Genomic DNA, 24,661 nt, shown 5'->3' on the forward strand with positions numbered 1-24,661 from the left:
TACTTACTCTTCAAAAGTAAGGACTAAATTACTTTTTGTATACGCAAGGCATGAGAATATCCACCCTTGCTGTTGTTCTTGTTCTGTGAGCATCGGTTCCAGTTCATAGTGCACCTCTCCCGATACTTTTTTACACATGCACATCGCGCATGCACCAATCTGGCAACGATGAGGAAAGCTAATATTATTGTTGAGCGCTGCTTCCAATATCGTTTGCCCGACCGGGACTTTAAACGTCACTTGGCTAGGTAATAATGTAACTGTGTTTCCCATTACAGTCCTAATTGATGCCATATTGCATCGATTTTTTCGACCAACAGTGGATCTTTCTTAATGGGTATCCCCCACTCACGAGAAGCTTCATCACCGAGTTTATTGGTTGCATCCAAAGCAATGCGCCCAACATCAGCATCACGATCAAGCCTACTATCACGCGCAGGATCCATCCGAGTGGTCACAGCCCATATGACATCATTCCAATCGCGAATGTTCACATCATCATCGCATACTACGATAAACTTAGGATCGACCAGCGAAGATAAATGCGACCATATCGCAGCTATCACCTGTTGTCCTTCACCCGGATTTTGCTTATCAATCGAAACCAATACCATTTGCCCACATCGTGCGCCTTGAGGCAGATAGATGTCACGAATGATTGGGTTCGCCAATTTTATCTGTTCAAGAATCACATCTGGATCGAATAACTCACCTTTTGACTCAGCAACACTTGAGGCAAGTTCGGCTTGCCACTTTATCGTCGCATCCCAACCAATTTTTGACCCAAGCCCAACAACTGGTGAAGCAAAGTCCAACGAGTCAATCGGCGTATGCTCAATCAACAACGTGTCACGCACAGGATCCATGTTGCTAGTCATCGCTTGCACGACTTCATCCCAATTGCGCGCATTAACTGACTCATCACACACAATGACAAATTTGGTATACATGAATTGACGCAAGAAAGACCACACTCCCATCATCACACGCTTAGCATGTCCAGGGTATTGTTTCTTTAGCGCCACAATCGCCATGCGATATGAGCAGCCCTCTGGGGGTAAATAGAAATCTTCTATCTCGGGAAATTGCTTTTGCAAAATCGGAACAAAGACTTCATTTAATGCTACCCCCAATACCGCTGGCTCATCCGGCGGGCGACCAGTGTAAGTACTGTGGTAAATAGGCTGCTGACGCATAGTGATGTGCGTAATTGTAAAGACGTGATGTTTTTCTTTTTCGTTGTAGTAGCCAGTGTGATCGCCATACGGACCTTCATCAGCAAACTCTTGTGGATCGATATAACCTTCAAACACCATTTCAGCACTGGCTGGTACATCAAGGTCGTTACTCAGTGATTTTACAACTTCAGTACGGCTGCCACGCAACAGCCCCGCAAATGCGTATTCCGATAAACTATCTGGAACAGGCGTCACCGCGCCAAGAATAGTTGCTGGATCGGCACCAAATGCCACCGAGACAGGGAATCGCTCTCCGGGATTTGTTTCCATCCAATCACGCAGATCTAACGCACCACCACGATGAGCAAGCCAACGCATGATGATCTTGTTTTTACCAATTTTTTGCTGGCGATAAATACCGAGATTCTGACGCTTTTTATTCGGCCCTTTGGTGATCGTTAAACCCCACGTAAGCAAAGGAGCAACATCGTCTTGCCAGCAACTCATCACCGGAATTTTATCAAGATCAATATCTTCACCTTGCCAAACAATCTCCTGACAAGGTGCTTTACGTAAGCGTTTAGCCGGCATATTAAGGACTTGTTTAAAGATCGGCAGCTTATCAAGCGCATCTTTAAAACCACGCGGTGGCTCTGGCTCTTTCAAGTACGCCAGTAATTTGCCAACTTCACGTAGCTCTTTCACCTCAGACCGTCCCATCCCAATCGCAACGCGTTCTGGTGTGCCAAATAAGTTGGTGAGTACCGGATAATCGTAACCAATCGGATTTTCAAACAACAAAGCAGGCCCGCCGGCACGTAGTACGCGGTCACTGATTTCTGTCATTTCATAACGGGGATCAATCGGGTGAGTAATGCGTTTTAATTTTCCAAGCTTCTCAAGCTGGTCAACAAATTCGCGCAAGTCCTTAAAACTCATAGTTCTTCTAATGGCTGGTTAAACTGCATGCAGTATATCAAACAAACAGAGATCTCCGATCCCTGTTTTATATATGGGTATTACAACTCTCTATTGACTAAGAACCTTCAAAATCGCACCACGCTTCACTTTTTTATCGTTAGATACCAGCTCAGATAACCATGTTGAATAACCTTGTTGGGCCAGTTGGCCAGCAACAAATGAAACCTCATCACTATTGCTCATTCTGGTAACTAAAAACGCTTTAACTTCTTGGCTCATCGGCTTGATACGTGTCAGTTCAGTCAGCGCTTGCTGGCGTAAATTGGGGTTATTGGCCGCTTGCATGATCTGCTGCTGAGCAAAGGTATCCCCTACTTTAGCCAACCGACTTAATTCATTCTGGCTGTGATGATCAACTTTCATTAACCACACCAATTTATAGACCTGCGGATCTTCGCTCACTTGAGCTAGGCGAACCATAACTTCCGATGAAGGCAACCAACTCACGACAACTTCTTGAGTTAATTGCTGCACCAAAGAATCCACCGCTTCTAAAGAGAGGCTATCAAGCTCGCGAACAAAAAGTTTTTCTCGCGTTTGACGCTGGTAATCCGACCCTTCCGTTAACCAATGGCGCAGTTCAAGCTCTTTTCGTTCAGCTTGCATAACAAAATCAAGGGTGGATTGATCTTGCTTCCAACGCTTAAGTAATCGACTCGCGATTGCTGGGAAGTTAAATGCAGGGATACTAAATTCGTAACCATCGCCCCGCTCGAGAACTTGGTAAGTCGGCACCATTACTTTTTGTTGTTCAACAAAAATAGCCATTTTAGGGGTGAGGATAAACTCTTGCTGTTCGAGTTTTTGTAGCAATAGGTAACGTGCTACCTCTTGTTGAGGAAACGCTAATCTTTGTAGGGAAAAATTAAGACTGTCGAGATCATCCTCAACAACATGCAAGAGTAATTCAGCGACTTTGTCATGCATATGATTACTCTGCTGCCAGAGCTCTACCTTTTCAGGTGGCATTTCCGTCGCAACAGCATTGGTCATACCCAATGCCAATAATATGGATAGGAGAAGCGACGACAACATTCCTTGTTGCATGTTAACCTCCTTGTAACATTTGCATTCATTGTGCTCTTTGCCTAAATAGAATGCAAACAAAAACGCCACCGTAATGACGGTGGCGTTTTTTAAATAACCAAATTACTGGCGACGCATCGCATCGAAGAACTCATCGTTGGTCTTCGTCATCGCAAGTTTATCAATGAGGAATTCCATTGCATCTGTTTCGCCCATTGGGTGAACAATCTTACGCAGAATCCACATTTTTTGTAGTTCGTCAGTCTTAGTCAATAGCTCTTCACGACGAGTACCTGAGCGGTTGAAATCAATCGCTGGGAATACACGCTTTTCAGCAATCTTACGGTTTAGGTGCAGTTCCATGTTACCTGTACCTTTAAACTCTTCGTAGATTACTTCATCCATCTTAGAACCAGTATCAACTAGTGCCGTTGCGATGATGGTTAAGCTACCGCCTTCTTCTACGTTACGTGCCGCACCGAAGAAACGCTTTGGACGATGCAGTGCGTTTGCATCCACACCACCCGTTAGAACTTTACCTGATGAAGGAACGACGGTGTTGTAAGCACGTGCTAGACGAGTAATCGAGTCAAGCAGGATAACCACGTCTTTCTTGTGTTCAACAAGACGTTTTGCTTTTTCGATAACCATTTCTGCCACTTGTACGTGACGAGATGCTGGTTCATCGAAGGTTGATGCAATCACTTCGCCTTTTACAAGACGTTGCATCTCAGTTACTTCTTCTGGACGTTCGTCGATAAGAAGTACCATTAATTCACATTCTGGGTGATTGTAAGCAATGCTTTGTGCAATATTTTGCAGCAACATTGTTTTACCCGCTTTTGGCGGAGCAACAATCAAACCACGTTGACCTTTACCAATTGGTGAAGCCAAATCGAGGATACGAGCCGTAATATCTTCTGTTGCGCCGTTACCACGTTCCATAACCATGCGCTCATTGGCATGCAGAGGAGTAAGGTTTTCGAACAGGATTTTGTTACGTGCGTTATCTGGCTTGTCGTGGTTTACCGTATTTACTTTCAGTAGAGCAAAGTAACGTTCGCCATCTTTTGGTGGACGAATTTTTCCGGCAATCGAATCACCTGTACGTAGGTTGAAACGACGAATTTGACTTGGTGATACGTAGATATCGTCAGGACCAGCAAGGTAAGAGCTGTCCGCGCTACGAAGGAAACCAAAACCGTCTTGTAGAATTTCCAGAACCCCATCGCCAAAAATATCTTCACCGCTTTTTGCATGCGCTTTTAGGATGGCAAAGATGATGTCTTGTTTTCTTAGACGAGCAAGGTTTTCAAGGCCCAAGCTTTCGCCAAGTTTGACAAGATCAGAAACAGGTCTGTTCTTCAGTTCTGTTAGATTCATGGTGGTAGATGCTTGTTTAGTCAAAATAGGATCTGTTTTGTAGTTAAGATGGATTCGGTCTCTGGATCGACCAAGAAGAGAATACTTGTTTAATTTACGTGCGATAAATTAGCACTAAATAATAGCCTAGTCTATCTTTTGTTGCCGTTCAAAAACAAAACCGCACATTGATAAAAATGTACGGTTCTATTTAACAGCGAGTATTACAGATTAGCGTCCAAAAACTCTTTCAACTGAGTTTTAGACAGAGCGCCAACTTTCGTTGCTGCTACGCTACCGTCTTTGAAGAGTAGTAACGTTGGAATACCGCGAATACCAAATTTTGGTGGCGTGCCAGCATTTTGATCGATATTTAGTTTACCGATAGTGAGCTTGCCTGCGTACTCTTCTGAGATTTCGTCAAGAATTGGGGCAATCATCTTACAAGGACCACACCATTCTGCCCAAAAATCAACAAGAACTGGGCCTGCAGCATTGATTACGTCGTTTTCAAAACCTTCATCAGTTAGCTGCAAAATATTATCACTCATCGTCCACTCCACTGTATTTTTCGGAACTGGTTGGATGATAACCAGTATTGAGATGCCCTATTGGAATGTATTTACTTTCGTATTGCAAGCTTAAGCTGATATTCTATAGCGATGAAAAAGACGCACATCACAGAGCAAAAGTTCGCCGATTTGGGGCTTAACCCCCAAGTTACAAAGGGTTTGGAGCAAAAAGGGTTCGAGTTTTGTACCCCTATCCAAGCACAGGCGTTGCCGGTCCTGCTCTCCGGCCGTGATATTGCAGGCCAGGCCCAAACGGGTACTGGTAAGACGTTAGCGTTCCTTACTGCTACTTTTAACCACCTACTGACGACACCTGAGCATGAAGGCCGCAAACCTAATCAGCCACGTGCCATCATCATGGCTCCAACTCGCGAGTTGGCGATTCAGATCTTTAATGATGCTGAACCGCTGATTGCCAGCACAGGCATCAAAGCGGCATTAGCTTACGGTGGCGAAAGCTACGAAAAGCAGGTGACCAAACTAGAGCAAGGCGTAGATATCTTAATTGGTACGACGGGTCGTATCATCGATTTCTACAAGCAACGCGTGTTTAATCTAAACCACATTCAAGTTGTCGTATTAGATGAAGCGGATCGCATGTTTGACCTTGGCTTTATCAAGGACATTCGTTTCTTGTTCCGTCGTATGCCTGAGCCAAAAGAACGTTTGAACATGATGTTCTCTGCAACGCTATCGTACCGCGTGCAAGAATTAGCCTTCGAACACATGAATGAACCTGTGCCAGTGGTTGTAGAACCAGAGCAAAAAACAGGTCACCGTATCCAAGAAGAACTGTTCTATCCTTCTAACGAAGATAAAATGGCGCTACTTCAAACGATTATTGAAGAAGAATGGCCAGATCGCGCGATCGTGTTTGCTAATACCAAGCATATGTGTGACTCAATTTGGGGTCATCTAGCGGCAGATAAGCACCGTGTTGGTCTATTAACAGGCGATGTTCCACAGAAAAAACGTGAGCGTATCCTTGAGCAATTTACTCGTGGTGAAGTTGACATTCTAGTCGCAACCGACGTTGCTGCTCGTGGTCTACACATCCCACAAGTAACACACGTGTTTAACTACGATCTACCTGACGATTGTGAAGATTACGTACACCGCATCGGTCGTACTGGTCGTGCTGGCGCAAGTGGCCACTCAATCACATTTGCTTGTGAACAATACGCAATCAATCTTCCAGCGATCGAAGAGTACATCGAGCACACGATTCCTGTATCGGAATACGATTCGTCTGCTTTGATCCAAGATCTCCCAGCGCCGATCCGTCTGCGCACGCGTAACCAGCAACAACGTCGCACCAACACTGGTGGTTCTCGTTCTGGTAATCGCAAACCAAATCGCTCACGCCCACCGCGTCAACAAAAGGATTCTTAAGTCGCTATGAGCCAAGTTGTTCCATCGCCGCTTTACGCCGCTATCGACCTCGGGTCGAACAGTTTTCATATGCTCGTTGTGCGTCATATTGATGGCAGCGTTCAGACCATGGCTAAGATTAAGCGCAAGGTTCGCCTTGCTGCAGGGTTAAACGACAGTAATACGTTAAGCCAAGAAGCCATGCAAAGAGGTTGGGACTGCTTGAGTTTATTTGCAGAGCGACTGCAAGACATCCCACAAGAAAACATTCGTATTGTTGGTACCGCAACACTGCGCACCGCAACCAATGTGGATGTTTTCTTAGCGAAAGCCAACCAGATTCTTGGCTATAAAATAGACGTCATTTGTGGCGAAGAAGAAGCAGCTACCATTTATAAAGGTGTCGCCCATACATCCGGTGGCAGTGGCCGCCGTTTAGTGGTGGATATCGGCGGTGCGAGTACTGAACTGATCATTGGTGAGGGGTTTGAAGCCAAAGCATTAACCAGCCTAAAAATGGGTTGTGTGACTTGGCTAGAGCGTCACTTTAAAGATCGTCAACTCACTACCCGTAACTTCGATCAAGCAATTGATGCAGCAAAAGCAACCTTAGACCCTATTTTACAGCAATACACTGAACTTGGTTGGGACGTTTGTGTGGGTGCTTCTGGCACTGTGCAAGCGTTACAAGAGATCATGCTGGCGCAAGGAATGGATGAGGTAATCACTCACGCCAAACTAAAGCGCCTGCAAAAACAAGCCATGCTTGCCGATCATTTAGAAGAGCTCGATATCGAGGGACTGACCCTCGAACGCGCTTTGGTCTTTCCAAGCGGCCTTTCTATTTTGATTGCGATTTTTGAACTACTCGACATCGAATCGATGACTTTGGCTGGCGGCGCACTGCGCGAAGGCTTGGTCTATGAAATGGTCGATGAGTTAAAACAAAATGACATTCGTGTGCGCACTATTGCCAGCGTGCAAAGTCGTTACCAAATTGATCAACAATACGGTCAACAAGTTGCCTGTCTTGCCGAACGTTTACTTAATCAGTGCGAAACGCAGTGGTTGGTCGAACCGCAAGCCAATGCCATGCTCGATACGGCAGCAAAACTGCATGAAATCGGTTTAGCGATCGATTTTAAGAAAGGTGGCGAACACGCCGCGTATTTACTGAAAAATTTAGATTTGCCAGGCTACACTCGTGCGCAAAAACATCTGCTCGCAGAATTGGTTCGCCGTTACCGCGAACAATTAAATTCCTTGCCTGAGCAGCACGCAATCTCAAGCGCCAGTGCTAAACGTATTTTACGACTATTACGTTTATCGGTTCTGCTAACCCACCGTCGCCAACAAGAGCTAGAGCCGCAAGTCACGTTGCAATCGGAAGGCGATAAGCTCTCTCTATTTGTCGATGCACAATGGCTAGCTAACAATCCGCTCACCGCGAGCGAGTTAGAGATTGAAGCAAACCGTCAAAGTGATATTGGCTGGCCACTTAGCATTATCAGTCGTTAGGTTCATCACGAACCACCATAACCACTAAAAGCTATAGCCAATAAAATCCACAGATGCAAAAAGCCCGCAAATCAATGCGGGCTTTTTTATTTTCATTGGTATCGCATTACCTAAGAAACTTTTTCTGCCGACCCCATCAATCGAAATTCGGGATTAACGGAGGTAAGTTTTTTCACTAGATAATTAAGCAGCACACCATACATTGGCACAAACAGACCAAGACTTATCACTAGCTTAAAGCTGTAATCGACTAAGGCAATTTCCATCCAATGCTCAGCCATAAAAGGATCAGGGCTTTGATAGAATGCAACTGAGAAGAAAGCCAAAGTATCGATCGCATTACCAAACAAGGTAGAACAGGTTGGAGCAATCCACCACTGTTTCATTTGGCGTAAACGATTAAAGACTTGTACATCCAAAACTTGGCCAAGTAAGTAAGCCATAAAACTTGCTGCCGCAATACGGGCAACAAACACATTGAACTCACCTAGATGACTAAAGCCTTGATACTGGCCTTCAAAGAAAACCACCGACAGTAAATACGAGACAACGAGCGCCGGTAACATCACCAAGAAGATGATCTTACGTGCCATTTGTGCACCAAAAATACGAACGGTTAAATCAGTTGCTAAGAAAATAAAAGGAAAAGTGAAAGCGCCCCACGTGGTGTGGAAACCCAAAATGGTAAACGGCAACTGAACCAAGTAATTGCTTGAGGCAATAATAATCAGGTGGAATAAAGCTAAATATAGAAGGGCGTTGCGCTGTTGCGCAGACGTAAAGTTACTCATGCGATACCTTTTTAGTTTGGTTTGGGGGTGAGGGAACCCAAATCGAATCCACCGAGTTATCTCAACGTGAGTAACCAAGCGAATACTTACCAACAATGTTTAAAAAATAAATGGTTATTCGTTCTTATTGTTTAGAGCTATAACACCAAACAACAAGAGGCGGGCGATTATACATTAACCATTTTTGTCTGCAAGATGGATTTTCTATCGCTAAAATGGCGATGAGTCAGGCAAACTGAAACCTTGTTGGAATAAGCTTGCTAGGTAAGCCAATTCTGCTTGGCTGTTGCTTCCCGAGAGACTTTCAAACCAAACACTTTCACTGTAGTGCTCCGCTTTAAGAAACATTTGGCAATCTTCAAAATCAATCAACCAAGAATGAATATCCGCATCACACTGCTTTTCAATCACGCGGGCAGGCAACGCGGCGAGCAGCCTTTCGCCTAGGTGTGGGAAGGAGTCAAAATCAAACCCCGGTGCATTCAGTACGATTCTTCCCTGCTCCGCTTGATACTCGATCAAACCAAATTCCATTTTATTAACCATGCTGAGTAATGTGTTCCTGTATTAAATCGAGGAATGGATCTGCGTACTTCTCTAACTTACGCTGCCCCACGCCATTTACCGCCAACATCTCTCCATAAGAAGTTGGCAAGATCTCCGCCATATCAATTAAGGTGGCATCGCTGAAAACAACATAAGGAGGTAAACCATCTTCATCAGCAATCGATTTACGTAGTTTGCGTAATTTAGCGAACAGCTTCTTATCGTAATTCTTGCTGGTCAATTTGTCTGACTTCGCTGCGCGAGCTGCGGTATCTAAACGCGGTACCGCCAACTCGAGCGTCATCTCACCACGCAACAACGGCCGTGCTTCTTCGGTCAGCTGCAAGGTTGAGTTACGGGTGATATTTTGGAATAACAAGCCTTTATGAATTAGCTGACGAAAAACACTTACCCAATAATCGTGGCTATGATCGCGGCCAAGACCATAGGTCGAGAGTTTATCGTGCCCTTGTTCGCGAATACGGATATTTTGCATCCCACGCAGCACTTCAACCACATAGCCAATGCCGAAACTTTGGTTCACGCGATACACGCACGACAATGCTTTTTGCGCTTCCTGAGTGGCATCGAAATGTTTTGGTGGGTCTAAACAAATATCGCAGTTGCCACATGGCTTATCACGATATTCGCCAAAATAGTTGAGCAGCACTTGCCGACGGCAGGTTTGCGCTTCCGCAAAGGCGCTCATGGCATTGAGCTTATGCGCTTCAACCTGCTTTTGTGGCCCTTCATCTTTTTCATCCAACATGCGGCGTAGCCAACTGATATCAGCCGGGTCGTAAAGCATCACCGCTTCGGCAGGTAGACCATCGCGCCCTGCTCGGCCTGTTTCTTGGTAGTACGATTCTATATTACGTGGAATATCAAAATGCGCGACAAAGCGTACGTTGGGCTTATTAATACCCATACCAAAAGCCACAGTGGCAACCACGATTTGAATATCATCACGCTGAAAAGCTTCTTGCACATAAGCGCGCTCATCGGCATCCATACCTGCATGATAACTGGCGGCACGAATATGGTTGTTACACAGTTTCTCCGTCACCATTTCGACTTTTTTACGGCTACCGCAATAGATAATGCCGCAATGCCCTTTCTGGGTTTCAAGATAACGGATGATTTGTGAAACCGGCTTATGTTTTTCCAACAAGGTGTAGCGGATATTTGGCCGGTCAAAACTGCCGAGGTAATTCAGCGGTTCAACCAACTGTAAGCGAGTCACAATATCGTTACGTGTGGCATCATCGGCCGTGGCCGTCAAAGCCATAAACGGTACATGTGGAAAATAGTGTTTGAGTTGACCTAATGAAGCGTATTCCGGGCGAAAATCATGGCCCCACTGCGAAATACAATGCGCTTCATCGACCGCAATCATGCTCAGCAACACGCCTTGTAAACGTTCAATGAAATCACGCATCAGTACACGTTCTGGTGACACATAGACTAACTTGAGAGCACCAGAGTTCATGCGGTTGTAGACTGAAATCAGCTCTTCGCGCGGCATGCTCGAGTTAATACATTCTGCCGCAACCCCATCCGCTTTTAACTGATCAACCTGGTCTTTCATCAAAGAGATCAATGGTGATATCACCAAGGTTAAGCCCTCTCGCACCAAGGCTGGCACTTGATAACACAGTGACTTACCACCGCCTGTCGGCATGATCACAAGGCTATCTTTACCTTGAATTGCCGCCTCAATCACTTGCTCTTGTCCTGAACGGAATTGTTGATAACCAAACACCTGTTCCAGCACGCTTTGTGCGGTGACAGTTATCTCATCGTCAGGTTGGGCTAAAAGTGTCGAGGTCATCTAGTATCTCAGTTACTCAGTGTGAGGTAAGTGGCACATTGTAGTGGGGAACGCTGGTGAATAAAACTGCAAATTGTTAGGCGTTTTATCAGGCCGCTTTTATACTGACCAATTCCCCTCCTTTTTAAAACAGTTAGTGATCTTGTATGACTGAAGAAGAACTGCAACAACGGTCGCGCCAAGGTGTGCTGCTTGCTCTCGGCGCTTACACCATGTGGGGTATCGCACCGATTTACTTTAAATCACTCAGCGCTGTTGCCCCGCTAGAAATCTTAAGCCACCGTGTGGTGTGGTCTTTTTTCTTACTTGCTGCCCTGCTCCATTTTGGCCGTCACTGGCACAGCGTCCGTGATGTAATGGTCGATAAACGTAAGATGGCCTATCTACTAACTTCTTCAATCTTAATTGGGTCGAATTGGCTGATTTTCATCTGGGCGGTCAACAGTAATCATATGCTGGATGCCAGTTTAGGTTACTTCATTAACCCATTAGTGAATGTCTTACTCGGCATGCTATTTTTGGGCGAACGTTTAAGGAAGTTGCAATGGCTCGCGGTGGCACTCGCCACTGGTGGCGTTTTGGTGCAACTCATGGCTTTTGGCTCTCTGCCTATCGTCGCAATTGGACTGGCATGCTCCTTCGGCTTCTATGGCTTACTGCGTAAAAAAGTCAGTGTTAGTGCGCAAACTGGGTTGTTTGTTGAGACCTTAGTGTTATTGCCTGCAGCAGCCATTTATCTATTGTGGATTGCGGACTCTGCCACCTCAGACTTTAGCCTTAATCCAATGACTCTGAATCTATTATTGGTTTCTGCAGGCATAATAACGACACTACCACTACTGTGCTTTACTGGTGCGGCGACACGCTTAAAACTATCCACCCTCGGCTTTTTCCAATATATCGGCCCAAGCTTAATGTTTTTGCTTGCGGTATTAGTCTACGGTGAAGCCTTTAGCGTCGACAAAGCGCTCACTTTTGTCTTTATTTGGGGCGCCTTGTTGGTGTTTAGTTTTGATGGTTTACGTAATAACCGCCGAAATAAAAAAGCGCTGCAACGTTAATTTTATACAAGACAATCCAAAATAAGCTCGATAAGCTTGGTGAAACTTTCACCAAGCTTTTTTTCTATGGATCGCGTCAAATACAGCAACACCGTGAGTGAATCGATCAATTTGATTGATGCGCGTTATCGGCAGTTTGTTTTCCAACGTCATTATCATCTCGATTTTCACATTGGCCTGATAACCCAAGGTGAACAACGTTTCCATCATCAAGGACAAAATCACCATGTTGGACAAGGGCATGTGGTGATTATGGCACCTGACGAACTGCATGATGGTAATTCGGTGCTAGAGCGTGGCTATCAAACCAAAGTCTTTGCGATTGATCCAAACTGGCTAACTCAGCTTGCTGAATATACCCAGCCAGAGCAGATATTAAGTTTTCGTCAGAGCATCATTGCCAATCCAGACATCTTTCAGCAACTCTATCAATTGCATTTACTGCTCGGCGATAGTGACCAATGCCAACTGGCGAAAGATTGCTTACCACTAGAGGGGCTAGAGCAACTGTTCACTCAGTTTGGCTATGGACAACCCGAAAAAGCCTCGCCGTTAGGTCGCCAATCTATCGTCACCCTCAAGGAATTTATTCTGGCCCACCTCGATGAACCTATCCGTTTAGAGCAGTTGGCCAATATGTGCCATCTCACTCCGACCCAGTTTCAACGTCATTTCAAACAAAAAATGGGCATCACACCTTATGCTTGGCTCAGTCGACTGCGCTTAGAGCAAGCAATGAAATTACTGCAACAAGGGCACAATGCCACCTATGTTGCCCACCATGTCGGCTTCTATGATCAAGCCCATTTCAGCAAAGCCTTCAAAAGCAACTTCGGTGTTCCACCAACACAAATCAGTGAGTGATCAAAATTTACAAGCCGACATCTCATCAAATAAGGATAATCAGGGTCATTATCGTTATCTAGAATCTTGTTATGAATGAACTGACTATTCTTGCCACCCTTGCAGCCGTGCACTGGGTTGCCCTTATGAGCCCCGGCCCTGATTTCGCTTTAGTGGTACAAAACGCTTCGCGTTACGGACGCCAAACTGGGTTATTCATTGCCTTAGGCTTATCTTGCGGTATTTTACTGCATTCGATTTTCAGCCTGACTGGCGTAAGTTATTTAGTACAGCAACATCCCGCACTATTTGCCGCATTACAATTATTGGGTGGCAGTTACTTACTTTATTTAGGCGTAGGCGCTTTACGCGGTGCTTTTCAATCAAGTGACGCATCAGGGGTAAAAAATAAATCGCAATATTTACTCAGTAATAAACGTCAGGCCTTTTCACGTGGCTTCATGACGAACATCCTCAACCCCAAAGCATTAGTGTTTTTTGTCAGTTTAATGTCGAGCCTTGTTCCCACCACCATGTCGCTTGGTGGAAAAGGAGCGGCACTGTTAATCCTTTGGAGTTTATCTTTATTGTGGTTCTCTTTATTGGCGTGGCTATTGACCAGTCAGCGTTTACAGAAAAAGCTTCATCAGTTGAGCAAATACATTGATGGTATCTGCGGCATGATGTTCAGTTTGATTGGTGTAACGATATTATGGAACACCATTTCATCACTGTTGATTATGTGACGTTACTGCCAGATCATCGATCGCCCCCTAGCCTTGTAAGAGATCTCTCACAACAAGCTTGGGAGATTGCATATACCTTTAGAGAAAAAAAGCCAAAAACAAACATTAAGCTACTGATAATAAATAACTTGTTCTATTTTTAATCCATTTGCACATAGAAAGAAATCGATTACATCAATTGTTCTAAATCGAGAAAGACGTAATATAAACCCTGTCGGAAGGATTCTGACACGGAACAGGAAAAGGCCACGGATTAGGTCATCTTCAGGAAGAAGATTCGGTTATTTAGGATGAATAATCGGCACGGATAGCAAATTGGACATTGAACGGACGCAATAGTAACTAGGATGGTTGCTACTAAGGATGGGAAATGGACACCTCTGGACGAGGCAAGGACTGAACATCAGGAAGATGTCATGGACACCGCTCAGGGATCAAGTGATGAGAGCTAATCAGGATGATTAGTAGACCAGGATAAGGTCAAGGACACCGCTAGGATGGCGACGAAAGGAATACGCTGAAGGACTACAGCACACTATCATGGATTTGATGCATGGAGCACTTTTAGTAGCCGGATTGCTGCGAGTAAGACCATAACCCCGAAGGGCCTAGCCCCTCGGGGTTTTTCTTTTTTACCTGCCTATTTATTGCTGCTGCGTTGTTGCCAATTTTCACTCATCCCATCACATAGCTCACTATGCTCAGGGCTTTCGTTTAATTGCCGCCTAGCATCAACTGCAAATAGTTTGGTAAACCATCTCATTATTTAAAGTGCCATTTTTTATTCGCTATGTGCAAAAGCTCTTCTCATTTTTCCGTCTTGCTACCAAATACAGAGTCCATAATACAAAGTAAATTTGAAAACCAATTAAGTTTGTACTGCTTAGAGAGCTTTTGGACACCCATAGGCCAAATACTAAAAAGGCGCACCTAAGTGCGCCTTTGAATTCAATAAAACTTGCTGATTAGAGTTTTTCTAATCGAGCATAAGCGGTCACTAACCACTTGATGCCTTCACCATTAAAAGCGACTTGCACGCGGCTCTGTGGGCCACTGCCTTCAAAGTTAATGATGGTACCTTCACCAAATTTAGGATGAAGAACACGAGAGCCAAGCGTAAAACCAGTTTCATTAAAGCTCTCTTTTACCACTGTTTGGCTGAAACGACCGCTACTTGAAGGACGACTCACTTGCGCTTTCATGCGCACTTCATCTAGGCAAGATTCTGGTAGCTCACGAATAAAGCGTGACGGCTTGTGGTATTTATCTTGGCCATACAAGCGACGCATTTCCGCGTAGGTAATGTAGAGCTTTTCCATCGCACGCGTCATGCCAACATAACAAAGACGGCGTTCTTCCTCCAAACGCCCTGCTTCTTCTGCAGACATTTGACTTGGGAACATCCCTTCCTCTACCCCAACCATAAACACCATCGGGAATTCCAAACCTTTCGCACTGTGCAATGTCATTAGCTGTACAGCATCTTCAAACTCATCCGCTTGGCCTTCGCCCGCTTCCAATGCGGCATGCGTTAAGAAAGCGGTCAGCTCACTCATTTCATCCGCTTCTTCTGGCTTTTCGAACTGGCGGGTTGCCGTGACCAATTCTTCCAAGTTTTCGATACGAGCTTTAGACTTCTCACCCTTTTCTTGCTCATACATGGCGAACAAGCCTGAGTATTTCACCACATGGTCAGTTTGCTCATGCAATGACATTTCTCGGGTGTCATCTTCCATCGCATTAATCAATTCGATAAAGCGACTCAATGCGCCAGCGGCTCGGCCAGTCAGCACTTGCTCATCAATCAACGCGACACATGATTCCCACAGGGTGCAACCACGATCGCGCGCAGCAAAGCGCACCGTCTCTAGGGTTTTATCGCCAAGACCGCGCGTTGGTGTATTTACAATACGTTCAAAAGCGGCGTCGTTATCACGATTATTGATAAGACGTAGATAACCTAATGCGTCACGAATTTCCTGACGTTCGAAGAATCGCATACCGCCATAGATACGATAAGGTAAACCCGCTTGCAGCAAGGCTTCTTCCAATACACGAGACTGGGCATTGTTACGATAAAGCATCGCAGTGTCGTTCAACACGCCACCTTTCTCTTGCCACTCTTTAATTTTACTCACCGCAAAACGCGCTTCATCCAACTCGTTGTACGCCGAATAAACCGAAATAGGCTCACCTACTTTGCCATCGGTCCACAGCTCTTTACCCATTCGCTCGGTATTATTGGCGATTAGAGTATTCGAGGCTTCAAGAATGGTCTTGGTTGAGCGATAGTTTTGTTCAAGACGAATGGTATTCACGCTCGGAAATTCAAGGGTGAATTTTTCAATATTCTCGATTTGAGCACCACGCCAACCATAGATTGACTGATCATCATCACCAACGATCATCACGTGAGTATCTCGACCAGCCATCATGCGCAGCCAAGCGTATTGAATGTTGTTGGTATCTTGAAATTCGTCGACCAAGATATGCTTAAAGCGCGCTTGATAATGTTCACGAATCGCGGTTTTGTCACGCAGCAACTCATGTGCTCTTAGCAAGATTTCAGCAAAATCAACTAAGCCAGCGCGATCACACGCTTCTTGATAGGCACTGTACAATTGCAGGTAAGTTTTCGTAATTGGATCATGGTAGGCATCGATGTGATTAGGACGTAAGCCTTCATCTTTTTTACCATTAATCCACCAGCAAACCTGACGTGGAGGCCACTGCTTTTCATCTAAATTTTGCGCTTTAATCAAACGTTTGAGTAAGCGCTGCTGATCATCAGAATCAATGATCTGAAAATCTTCCGGTAACTTAGCGTCTAGATAATGCGCGCGCAGAATACGATGACAAATACCATGGAAGGTACCATTCCACATCCCAGATGAACTGCCCATCATCAACTCTTCAATACGACCACGCATTTCTGCTGCCGCCTTATTGGTAAAGGTCACTGACATGATCGAAAACGGTGATGCCTGTTCAACCGACATCAACCAAGCAATGCGGTGCACGAGCACACGTGTTTTACCACTGCCTGCGCCGGCCAGAACAAGTAGATTTTCGATTGGAGCGGCTACAGCCTCACGCTGTTTATCGTTCAGACCGTCGAGAAGTAAAGAAGGATCCATCATGGCTAAGCTACTGGTTATTTATACATAAAAGTTGATTATAACCTAAACAGCTATGCGATATGAGCACAAAAAGGAGAAATTTTTTCCACTTTTTTATTGCTTACGCATCAATCAATTAAGCAACAATAGCGAAACATTTTTGTACATTCTTTATTTTTAATGAAAGTTTTTCCGCGGCTTTTCTATCCTTTTATGTAAGCAAGTTGATGATTAACTTGTGGATTTAAACAAAGGAATTCAGTCAGAGGAAATTACTATGAAAAAGTCTAATCTAGCCGTTACAGCTGCAATCACTGGTCTTATTGCGTTAGGTGGCACCATGTTAACCGCCGCACCAGCTGTCGCAGCGGAAAAAGAAAAGTGCTACGGCGTGGCTAAAGCAGGTAAAAATGACTGCGCAACCAAAACCAGCTCATGCGCAGGAACGGCCAAGGAAGATAACCAAAAAGATGCTTTTGTAGTCGTTCCAACCGGACTATGCGGCAAGCTTGCAGGTGGTAGCACCGAGTCAGCTTAAACGAAACGCCTATCACTAGGTGTACTGACGCTCAACCAGCACACCTAGTGATAGACCGAACACCGTCGAACATCACACTATTTAGGGAAAGCCTTGTGACACTATCCGCTCAACATTCATTGGTTGGGGTAGGTTTACGCACACCTCACATGGATTTTTTTCTCTCCGAGCCTGCGCACTTCTCTTGGTTAGAAATCCACAGCGAAAACTATTTCCAACCTCATTCTCTCGCGAGACAACAGCTTCTCACTTTGCGTGAGCGCTACCAAATAAGCTGTCACGGCATCGGCTTATCACTTGGTAGTGTCGGGCGCATTAGTGCGCAGCATTTGACCAAGTTAAAAGCACTGGTGAAACAAGTCGAGCCACTCCTTGTGTCCGATCATTTAAGCTGGAGTGAACATGGTGGTCATCATTTCAATGACTTATTACCTCTCCCTTATACCGAAGAAGCGTTGCAAGTCTTTTGTCGCAATGTTCTTGAAGTGCAGGATGCACTGCAAAGGCCGTTACTGATTGAAAACCCTTCTAGCTATGTCAAATTTGCTCATTCAACAATTGCCGAATGGGATTTTCTGGCCGAAGTGCATCGCCGCACGGGTTGTCGCTTGCTGCTCGATTTCAACAATATTCATGTTTCTGCCTTCAACCATGGTTTTGGCAGTGAAACATACTTAGCGGGCATCCCCGCCGACGCCGTCGATGAAATTCATTTGGCCGGTTTTACCATCAAACAATTGGATAAAGGTGAAATCTGGATTGATACCCACAGCCGTCCAGTGAGCGATGAGGTATGGCAACTGTTTAGTCAATGGTCAGCCGAGCATGGCGCTCGTCATTCCTTAATTGAATGGGATCTCGACATTCCAACGCCCGACGTTTTAATTCATGAGGCGAGTAAAGCCAGCATGATACTCAATACCTTGGCGACAACACAAAGCACGACTCAGTCAAGGAAAGCATCATGAATTTAGCCGCGCTACAAAATGAATTTGCCAAAGCTCTGCACTATCAATCGAGCGGAGAAGCTTGCAACATTAGCAGTGATGCATTCACCGCCGATGAACGAATGCAGATTTACCGCAATAATTTTATTGTCGGTTTAAGCGAAATCTTGCAAATCACCTATCCGACCGTGCAAGCATTGCTGGGAGAAGAGTGCTTTTTACAGCTTGCTCGCCAACATGTGCTGGACAACCCATTGAACCAAGGGGATGTCAGTGAATATGGTGAGCATTTCGATCAAACGCTGTTGCACTTTGATGCCGTGATGCAAGCTGCGCCTTATTGTGCCGAGGTTGCTCGTTTTGAATGGACGCTCGATATCAGTCAACAACGTCATGCTAACGTAGAATCGCTCTCATTGAGGCCACTTGCACAACTGAGCGCCCTTTCTCCTGAGCAACATGCACACATCTGTTTTCATTTATCTCCAGCGGCACTCCCTTTCTCAAGTCAGTATGCGCTTTTTTCTCTGCATCACGCAGTGCAGAAAAATGAGATAGAAGGGCTAGACATCAACCTAGCCGAGCAAGGTGTTATCGTCACAACAAACACGGGGCTAGCCAAAGGGCTCGCTCTAACCAATCCCGAATTTCTGCTCATTCAGCAACTATACAAAAGCATACCGCTGGCTGATATTGAGCCGTCATTACTGAGCTCATTAAACACGATTATTGAACTGGGTGTCATCGCCGGTTTTTCCCTAACGTCCCCCATCGACAACTCGACTGAACAGAATCACTAGGAGAGCATAATGACAACCACTGTAAAGAATTGGCTCAACCATTACGACGCGATGATTGCTAAACTCCAATGCGTTTTTGTACCACTGCTATTGTTATTCTGCCGCTTATGGGTGGCTTGGGTATTTTTCAACTCAGGGCTGATCAAAATCTCATCATGGGACAGTACGCTCTATCTATTTGAATATGAGTACCAAGTCCCGTTAATTCCATGGCAAATGGCCGCGTACATGGGCACAGCAGCAGAGTTAATCTTACCCGTATTTTTAGCCTTAGGATTACTGACTCGCCCAATGGCGGCAATCTTATTCGTTTTTAATATTATCGCCGTGGTTTCTTACCCATTGTTGTGGGAGAAAGGCTTTTATGACCATCAGTTGTGGGGCTTAATGATCATGGTTGTTGTGGTATGGGGTGCTGGCCCTCTCTCTCTCGACAAACTACTCAAATACAAGCTACAAAGCTAATTTTCACATTTTTCCGAGGCTAAATAGCAGTAAATAGCAAAAAGCCTTCCAAATGGAAGGCTTTGTTTAATTGTAAATCCTACAAAAACTCAAATACGAAGAGTAAACAGGATTAGGCGATGATACCGGCATGGCGTAGCAAAGCATCAATTTCCGGCTCACGACCACGGAAGCGTTTGAATAACTCCATAGGCTCTTCACTGCCACCCATCTCAAGGATATTGTTCAAGAAGCTCTTACCGGTTTCTTGGTTAAAGATACCTTCCTCTTCAAAACGAGAGAATGCATCCGAAGACAACACTTCTGCCCATAGATAGCTGTAGTAACCCGCGCTGTAACCACCAGCAAAAATATGGCTAAAGCTGTGTGAGAAACGGTTCCACTCTAAGCTCGGCAGCACGGCCACTTTGCTTTTCACTTCAGCTAACGTTTCTAAAACGCGAGGGCCCACTTCTGGTTCGTATTCAGTGTGTAGAGTGAAATCAAACAAGCCGAATTCGAGTTGACGAAGAATAAACATCGCTGACTGGAAGTTTTTCGCCGCCAGCATTTTATCCAACATCTCTTTTGGCAATGGTTCACCGGTTAGATAGTGGCCAGAGATGAATGCAAGCGCCTCTTCTTCCCAGCACCAGTTCTCTAAGAATTGACTTGGCAGCTCAACTGCATCCCAAGGAACACCATTAATACCCGATACTGCACCCGTCGCAACTTGAGTCAGCATATGGTGAATACCGTGACCAAACTCATGGAACAAGGTGACGACTTCATCGTGAGTAAACAGCGCAGGCTTATCGCCCACTGGACGGTTGAAGTTACACGTTAGGTAGGCCACTGGCGTTTGTAGTTCGCCAGATAAGGTCATGCGGCGACCACGACAATCATCCATCCACGCGCCGCCACGTTTGTGTTCACGAGCGTACAAATCAAGATAGAAGCTACCGCGTAGCGTGCCTTCGCTATCAAAGATATCAAAGAAACGTACTGACTCATGCCAGGTATCGATACCTTGACGCTCAGTGACTGTCATTCCAAAGACGCGATTTAATACTTCAAATAAGCCGCTTACTGCTTTTTGCTCAGGGAAGTAAGGACGCAATTCTTCGTCTGAGATTTGGAATAGGTTCTGTTTTTGTTTCTCACTGTAGTAGGCGATGTCCCAAAGATTGAGTTCTTCTACACCGCACTCGCTTTTAGCAAATTGACGTAGCTCTTCGACTTCACGCTCACCTTGTGGTTTCGCTTTAGTCGCCAGATCGTTTAAGAAGCCAAGGACTTGCTCTGGGTTCTCTGCCATTTTCGTCGCTAGCGATTTTTCACTGTAAGTCGCAAAGCCAAGCATACGGGCTATTTCATGACGCAGTTTCAGTTTCTCTGCGATGATTTCGCTGTTATCCCACTTGCCTGCATTCGGGCCGCGATCCGATGCACGGGTAACGTAAGCTTCATATAACTCTTGGCGCAGGGCTTGGTTATCACAGTAAGTCATTACCGGTAGGTATGACGGAATGTCGAGTGTCAGCAGATAACCATCAAGCTCTTTAGCTTGGGCCGCGGCTTGTGCAGCTGCTAATGCCGACTCAGGCATGCCTGCCAATTCTTTTTCGTCAGTAACATGCTTGGTCCAACCCATGGTGGCATCCAACACATTATTTGAGAACTGCGAACCTAGCTCCGACATACGCTTACTGATTTCACCGTAGCGGCGCTGCTCTTCAACGGGTAAGCCAATGCCTGACAATTCAAAGTCACGCAATGCGTCAGTAATGGTTTTTTGCTCTGCTTGATTCAAATCGGCAAACGCTTGGCTAGCTTTGATCGCTTTGTAAGCCTCAAACAAGCCTTTGTGTTGTCCGACCCAAGTGCCGTACTCCGACAGCAATGGCAAACAACTTTCATACGCTTCGCGCAGAGCTTCGCTATTCATCACCGAATTCATATGGCTCACAGGAGACCAAATACGGCTAAGACGATCGTCAACTTCTTCGATTGGTGCAACGAGGTTATCCCATGTTGGCTCTGTATTGCCCGCCAACACTTGTTCAATTTTGTCACGGCAATCGCTAATGGCTTGTTCGACAGCTGGCTTAATATGTTCAGGCTTAATTTGCGAGAACGGCGGTAAATCGGTAAAAGTTAGCAGCGGATTGGACATAAAGCATTCCTTTTGTTGCGCAAAGCGAACTGACGAGCTCGTCTTTTATGTAATAGTTACGTCTTAACTAAATATAGGTAGATTAAGCGATTTTCAATAGTCACCTTGATGATTATGCTAACAACTTGATGCAAACGTGCCGCAGATCGCTTGTTGCTTTCTTACTGCTTGATACAAGCATCTCGACCGGTTTTGGGTATATAATAAGCCATAATCTTAATTGCAATGACCATGGTCTACATGACCATTTCGAGAGTATCCCTTGCTGAGTTACCGCCACAGTTTCCACGCTGGCAACCACGCTGATGTTGTCAAACATATCGTTCAAAGCCTTATCCTTGATGCACTGAAGCAAAAGGACAAACCGTTTGTGTACCACGATACACACTCAGGTGTGGGTCGTTACGACTTAACCCATGAATGGTCTGAGAAAACCGGCGAATACAAGCAAGGGATCGCACGTATTTGGGACCAGGCGAATCTACCAGAAGAGATCAGCAGTTACATTGAATCAATTCGCGTACTCAATAACGGTGAAATGCTGCGTTATTACCCGGGCTCACCTCGTGTCGCTCGTGCACAGATCCGCTCACAAGACCGCATGGTACTCACTGAGTTACACCCTAGCGATTACCCATTACTAGAACAGGAATTCCATCGTGATCGCCAAGTGAGCATCTACAAAGAAGATGGATTCAAACGACTCATCGCAAGCTTACCGCCAAGAGAGCGTCGCGGTTTAGTGTTGATTGATCCACCTTACGAGCTAGCCAAAGAATACCGCGATGTAGTACAGGCTATTGCCCAAAGTCACAAACGTTGGGCGACCGGTATCTACGCAATCTGGTACCCAGTGGTTAATCGTTGCGATATTGAAGATATGCTAGAAGGTTTAGAAGGTCTTGGCATTCGCAAGATTCTAAATATAGAACTTGGTGTCTCTCCAGACACCAATGAACGTGGTATGACGGCATCGGGCATGATTGTTATCAATCCGCCATGGATGCTAGAAAACCAGATGAAACAAATTCTACCTTTCCTACAAGAGGCGATTGCACCAGCAACAGGCCATTGGAAAGTTGATTGGGTTGTGCCGGAATAAGCACACCTCACAAAGTTAGAGCCTGCTGGCACGCTCATCAAAAACGAAACAATCACGTCATTGTTTAATAAAAGCTAAGCAGCTCACAACAAAATCTGTGAGGGTGGATTGAGTTCAACCAATCCGCCCTCAATATAGAATTTATAGGAAACAAATTTAAATAGGGATACGGGGTTAGCTTGCTTGGGATAAGTCAGCATCCACAACACAGCAATGCAATTTCGCCTCACCCTAACAATGATTGGAGAAAGTAATGGCGACTCATTTTGACTATATTTGTATTGGCGGCGGCAGCGGCGGTATTGCATCAGCAAACCGTGCTTCTATGTACGGCGCTAAAGTAGCACTGATTGAAGCTCAAGACCTTGGTGGTACTTGTGTCAACGTTGGCTGTGTACCAAAGAAAGTGATGTGGCATGGAGCGCAAATTGCTGAAGCAATGAAGCTATACGCACCAGATTACGGCTTTGACGTTGAATACAAAGGCCTTAACTGGGGCAAGCTGATTGAAAGCCGCCAAGCTTATATTGGTCGTATTCATGAATCTTACGATCGCGTTTTGGGCAACAACAAAGTGAATGTCATTAAAGGCTTTGCACGATTTGTTGACGCTAAAACCGTTGAAGTAAATGGTGAGCTTTACACCGCTGATCACATCCTAATTGCCGTAGGTGGTCGTCCAAGCATTCCTAATATTCCTGGCGCTGAATTCGGCATCGACTCGAATGGTTTCTTTGAACTGACCGAGCAACCAAAACGTGTTGCCGTTGTCGGCGCAGGTTACATTGCCGTTGAGATCGCAGGTGTTCTAAGCGCACTTGGCACCGAAACGCATCTATTCTGCCGTAAAGAATCACCACTGCGCAGCTTTGATCCGATGATCATTGATACTCTGGTTGAAGTGATGAACGCTGAAGGCCCAACGCTACATACTCACTCAGTTCCAAAAGAAGTGGTTAAAGAAGCCGATGGCAGCCTAACACTGCATCTAGAAAACGGTGAAAGCCAAAACGTTGATAGCCTAATTTGGGCGATTGGTCGCCACCCTGCGACTGACGCAATCAACCTTGCATCAACGGGTGTTGAAACCAACGATCGTGGCTACATCAAAGTGGATGAATACCAGCAGACCAATGTTGAAGGCATCTACTGTGTTGGCGATATCATGGAAGGTGGTATTGAGCTGACACCGGTCGCCGTTAAGGCAGGTCGCCAGCTTTCTGAGCGCCTATTTAATGGTAAAACTGACGCGAAGATGGACTACAAACTGGTTCCAACGGTTGTGTTTAGCCACCCACCAATCGGCACTATCGGTCTTACCACCCAAGAAGCGGAAGAGCTTTACGGCAAAGAGAATGTAAAGGTTTACACCTCTGGCTTTACTGCAATGTACACTGCGGTGACGCAGCACCGTCAACCATGCAAAATGAAGCTAGTTTGCGCAGGCGATGATGAGAAAGTCGTCGGTCTACACGGCATCGGTTTTGCCGTGGATGAAATGATCCAAGGTTTTGGTGTAGCAATGAAAATGGGCGCAACCAAAGCTGATTTCGACTCTGTGGTTGCTATCCACCCGACAGGCAGCGAAGAATTTGTAACGATGCGCTAAGGCTGAAGTGCGACTCTTTAGATTGCTATGTATTAGATAAGTCATAAAAACACATTTAGCCTCTTAGTACTTTTGCATTAAGAGGCTTTTTTCTATCAAG

General features: G+C 45.4%; 21 protein-coding genes. 11 read left to right on the forward strand and 10 right to left on the reverse strand.

Features of this window, described 5'->3' with window-relative positions; genetic code table 11:
• Positions 1–3: 3 nt before the first annotated feature.
• The 5 genes from RJD38_RS05820 to trxA all read right to left on the reverse strand — a co-directional run bounded on the left by RJD38_RS05820 (position 4) and on the right by trxA (position 5,098).
• Positions 4–273, reverse strand: coding sequence for a 2Fe-2S iron-sulfur cluster-binding protein (locus tag RJD38_RS05820; RefSeq protein ID WP_005594571.1), 270 nt, complete (start codon positions 271–273; stop codon positions 4–6).
• Positions 273–2,117, reverse strand: a complete 1,845-nt coding sequence (ubiD, locus tag RJD38_RS05825; RefSeq protein WP_065545926.1) for a 4-hydroxy-3-polyprenylbenzoate decarboxylase — start codon at positions 2,115–2,117, stop codon at positions 273–275. The genes RJD38_RS05820 and ubiD overlap by 1 nt, the downstream gene beginning before the upstream one ends.
• A gap of 90 nt (positions 2,118–2,207) precedes the next feature.
• Positions 2,208–3,206 carry a hypothetical protein gene (locus RJD38_RS05830; protein ID WP_065545925.1) on the reverse strand — a complete coding sequence of 333 codons (999 nt, stop codon included), beginning with the start codon at positions 3,204–3,206 and terminating at the stop codon, positions 2,208–2,210.
• 102 nt (positions 3,207–3,308) lie between these two features.
• On the reverse strand, positions 3,309–4,568 hold the full coding sequence (rho, locus tag RJD38_RS05835; protein ID WP_005594566.1) for a transcription termination factor Rho: 1,260 nt from the start codon (positions 4,566–4,568) through the stop codon (positions 3,309–3,311).
• 203 nt (positions 4,569–4,771) lie between these two features.
• Positions 4,772–5,098, reverse strand: a complete 327-nt coding sequence (trxA, locus tag RJD38_RS05840; protein ID WP_005594565.1) for a thioredoxin TrxA — start codon at positions 5,096–5,098, stop codon at positions 4,772–4,774.
• Between the two features lie 111 nt (positions 5,099–5,209).
• Here trxA and rhlB point away from each other — a divergent pair, with 111 nt between their 5' ends.
• Both rhlB and gppA read left to right on the forward strand, forming a co-directional pair.
• Positions 5,210–6,511: an ATP-dependent RNA helicase RhlB gene (rhlB, locus tag RJD38_RS05845; protein WP_005594562.1), complete on the forward strand. Its 1,302-nt coding sequence runs from the start codon at positions 5,210–5,212 to the stop codon at positions 6,509–6,511.
• Positions 6,512–6,517: 6 nt separating this feature from the next.
• On the forward strand, positions 6,518–8,008 hold the full coding sequence (gppA, locus tag RJD38_RS05850) for a guanosine-5'-triphosphate,3'-diphosphate diphosphatase (RefSeq protein ID WP_005594561.1): 1,491 nt from the start codon (positions 6,518–6,520) through the stop codon (positions 8,006–8,008).
• Positions 8,009–8,118: 110 nt separating this feature from the next.
• On the opposite strand, the gene RJD38_RS05855 is transcribed toward gppA, so the two are convergent.
• The 3 genes from RJD38_RS05855 to recQ all read right to left on the reverse strand — a co-directional run bounded on the left by RJD38_RS05855 (position 8,119) and on the right by recQ (position 11,176).
• Positions 8,119–8,799 (reverse strand): 7-cyano-7-deazaguanine/7-aminomethyl-7-deazaguanine transporter, encoded by a 681-nt coding sequence (locus tag RJD38_RS05855; protein WP_005594559.1) that lies wholly within the window; start codon positions 8,797–8,799, stop codon positions 8,119–8,121.
• Positions 8,800–9,009: 210 nt separating this feature from the next.
• Positions 9,010–9,345 carry a DUF3630 family protein gene (locus RJD38_RS05860; RefSeq protein ID WP_005594557.1) on the reverse strand — a complete coding sequence of 112 codons (336 nt, stop codon included), beginning with the start codon at positions 9,343–9,345 and terminating at the stop codon, positions 9,010–9,012.
• Positions 9,338–11,176, reverse strand: coding sequence for an ATP-dependent DNA helicase RecQ (recQ, locus tag RJD38_RS05865; RefSeq protein WP_065429543.1), 1,839 nt, complete (start codon positions 11,174–11,176; stop codon positions 9,338–9,340). Before recQ ends, RJD38_RS05860 begins: the two co-directional genes overlap by 8 nt.
• A 146-nt stretch (positions 11,177–11,322) precedes the next feature.
• Here recQ and rarD point away from each other — a divergent pair, with 146 nt between their 5' ends.
• The 3 genes from rarD to RJD38_RS05880 all read left to right on the forward strand — a co-directional run bounded on the left by rarD (position 11,323) and on the right by RJD38_RS05880 (position 13,826).
• Positions 11,323–12,237 (forward strand): EamA family transporter RarD, encoded by a 915-nt coding sequence (rarD, locus tag RJD38_RS05870; protein WP_005594554.1) that lies wholly within the window; start codon positions 11,323–11,325, stop codon positions 12,235–12,237.
• A 66-nt stretch (positions 12,238–12,303) separates the two neighbouring features.
• Positions 12,304–13,101: an AraC family transcriptional regulator gene (locus RJD38_RS05875; protein ID WP_005594553.1), complete on the forward strand. Its 798-nt coding sequence runs from the start codon at positions 12,304–12,306 to the stop codon at positions 13,099–13,101.
• Between the two features lie 71 nt (positions 13,102–13,172).
• On the forward strand, positions 13,173–13,826 hold the full coding sequence (locus RJD38_RS05880) for a LysE family translocator (protein WP_065545924.1): 654 nt from the start codon (positions 13,173–13,175) through the stop codon (positions 13,824–13,826).
• A 965-nt stretch (positions 13,827–14,791) separates the two neighbouring features.
• Here RJD38_RS05880 and uvrD read toward each other — a convergent pair.
• Positions 14,792–16,966 (reverse strand): DNA helicase II, encoded by a 2,175-nt coding sequence (uvrD, locus tag RJD38_RS05885; protein WP_005594551.1) that lies wholly within the window; start codon positions 16,964–16,966, stop codon positions 14,792–14,794.
• 256 nt (positions 16,967–17,222) lie between these two features.
• Here uvrD and RJD38_RS05890 point away from each other — a divergent pair, with 256 nt between their 5' ends.
• The 4 genes from RJD38_RS05890 to RJD38_RS05905 all read left to right on the forward strand — a co-directional run bounded on the left by RJD38_RS05890 (position 17,223) and on the right by RJD38_RS05905 (position 19,695).
• On the forward strand, positions 17,223–17,483 hold the full coding sequence (locus tag RJD38_RS05890; protein ID WP_005594549.1) for a DUF2282 domain-containing protein: 261 nt from the start codon (positions 17,223–17,225) through the stop codon (positions 17,481–17,483).
• 149 nt (positions 17,484–17,632) lie between these two features.
• Complete coding sequence (locus tag RJD38_RS05895; RefSeq protein WP_231893169.1) at positions 17,633–18,451, forward strand: DUF692 domain-containing protein; 819 nt, start codon at positions 17,633–17,635, stop codon at positions 18,449–18,451.
• Entirely contained in the window at positions 18,448–19,230 is a 783-nt protein-coding gene (locus tag RJD38_RS05900; protein WP_065545922.1) for a DNA-binding domain-containing protein, read from the forward strand. The genes RJD38_RS05895 and RJD38_RS05900 overlap by 4 nt, the downstream gene beginning before the upstream one ends.
• Positions 19,231–19,239: 9 nt before the next feature.
• The gene (locus tag RJD38_RS05905) at positions 19,240–19,695 is read left to right on the forward strand and encodes a DoxX family protein (RefSeq protein ID WP_065429547.1); all 456 of its coding nucleotides are present in this window, start codon (positions 19,240–19,242) and stop codon (positions 19,693–19,695) included.
• 112 nt (positions 19,696–19,807) lie between these two features.
• Here RJD38_RS05905 and prlC read toward each other — a convergent pair whose 3' ends face one another.
• Complete coding sequence (gene prlC, locus RJD38_RS05910) at positions 19,808–21,850, reverse strand: oligopeptidase A (RefSeq protein WP_009386758.1); 2,043 nt, start codon at positions 21,848–21,850, stop codon at positions 19,808–19,810.
• Positions 21,851–22,112: 262 nt separating this feature from the next.
• Between prlC and RJD38_RS05915 the strand changes: the two genes are divergently transcribed.
• Positions 22,113–22,952: a 23S rRNA (adenine(2030)-N(6))-methyltransferase RlmJ gene (locus RJD38_RS05915; protein WP_065545921.1), complete on the forward strand. Its 840-nt coding sequence runs from the start codon at positions 22,113–22,115 to the stop codon at positions 22,950–22,952.
• Between the two features lie 253 nt (positions 22,953–23,205).
• A complete protein-coding gene (gorA, locus tag RJD38_RS05920) occupies positions 23,206–24,561 on the forward strand; it encodes a glutathione-disulfide reductase (protein ID WP_005594539.1) in 1,356 nt (451 codons plus the stop codon).
• Positions 24,562–24,661 lie beyond the last annotated feature (100 nt).

The sequence above is a fragment of the Vibrio scophthalmi genome (assembly GCF_040869025.1).
In the GTDB taxonomy this organism is placed as follows: Bacteria; Pseudomonadota; Gammaproteobacteria; order Enterobacterales; family Vibrionaceae; genus Vibrio; species Vibrio scophthalmi.

Excerpts from the sequence above, each read along its gene's own strand:
- RJD38_RS05880 (WP_065545924.1), top strand. The coding sequence starts at position 13,173 with ATGAATGAACTGACTATTCTTGCCACCCTTGCAGCCGTGCACTGGGTT.
- rho (WP_005594566.1), bottom strand. The coding sequence starts at position 4,568 with ATGAATCTAACAGAACTGAAGAACAGACCTGTTTCTGATCTTGTCAAA.
- rarD (WP_005594554.1), top strand. The coding sequence starts at position 11,323 with ATGACTGAAGAAGAACTGCAACAACGGTCGCGCCAAGGTGTGCTGCTT.
- trxA (WP_005594565.1), bottom strand. The coding sequence starts at position 5,098 with ATGAGTGATAATATTTTGCAGCTAACTGATGAAGGTTTTGAAAACGAC.
- gorA (WP_005594539.1), top strand. The coding sequence starts at position 23,206 with ATGGCGACTCATTTTGACTATATTTGTATTGGCGGCGGCAGCGGCGGT.
- RJD38_RS05855 (WP_005594559.1), bottom strand. The coding sequence starts at position 8,799 with ATGAGTAACTTTACGTCTGCGCAACAGCGCAACGCCCTTCTATATTTA.
- RJD38_RS05830 (WP_065545925.1), bottom strand. The coding sequence starts at position 3,206 with ATGCAACAAGGAATGTTGTCGTCGCTTCTCCTATCCATATTATTGGCA.
- RJD38_RS05890 (WP_005594549.1), top strand. The coding sequence starts at position 17,223 with ATGAAAAAGTCTAATCTAGCCGTTACAGCTGCAATCACTGGTCTTATT.
- RJD38_RS05875 (WP_005594553.1), top strand. The coding sequence starts at position 12,304 with ATGGATCGCGTCAAATACAGCAACACCGTGAGTGAATCGATCAATTTG.
- ubiD (WP_065545926.1), bottom strand. The coding sequence starts at position 2,117 with ATGAGTTTTAAGGACTTGCGCGAATTTGTTGACCAGCTTGAGAAGCTT.
- RJD38_RS05820 (WP_005594571.1), bottom strand. The coding sequence starts at position 273 with ATGGGAAACACAGTTACATTATTACCTAGCCAAGTGACGTTTAAAGTC.
- rhlB (WP_005594562.1), top strand. The coding sequence starts at position 5,210 with ATGAAAAAGACGCACATCACAGAGCAAAAGTTCGCCGATTTGGGGCTT.
- gppA (WP_005594561.1), top strand. The coding sequence starts at position 6,518 with ATGAGCCAAGTTGTTCCATCGCCGCTTTACGCCGCTATCGACCTCGGG.
- RJD38_RS05905 (WP_065429547.1), top strand. The coding sequence starts at position 19,240 with ATGACAACCACTGTAAAGAATTGGCTCAACCATTACGACGCGATGATT.
- RJD38_RS05900 (WP_065545922.1), top strand. The coding sequence starts at position 18,448 with ATGAATTTAGCCGCGCTACAAAATGAATTTGCCAAAGCTCTGCACTAT.
- recQ (WP_065429543.1), bottom strand. The coding sequence starts at position 11,176 with ATGACCTCGACACTTTTAGCCCAACCTGACGATGAGATAACTGTCACC.
- uvrD (WP_005594551.1), bottom strand. The coding sequence starts at position 16,966 with ATGATGGATCCTTCTTTACTTCTCGACGGTCTGAACGATAAACAGCGT.
- RJD38_RS05860 (WP_005594557.1), bottom strand. The coding sequence starts at position 9,345 with ATGGTTAATAAAATGGAATTTGGTTTGATCGAGTATCAAGCGGAGCAG.
- RJD38_RS05895 (WP_231893169.1), top strand. The coding sequence starts at position 17,633 with ATGGATTTTTTTCTCTCCGAGCCTGCGCACTTCTCTTGGTTAGAAATC.
- prlC (WP_009386758.1), bottom strand. The coding sequence starts at position 21,850 with ATGTCCAATCCGCTGCTAACTTTTACCGATTTACCGCCGTTCTCGCAA.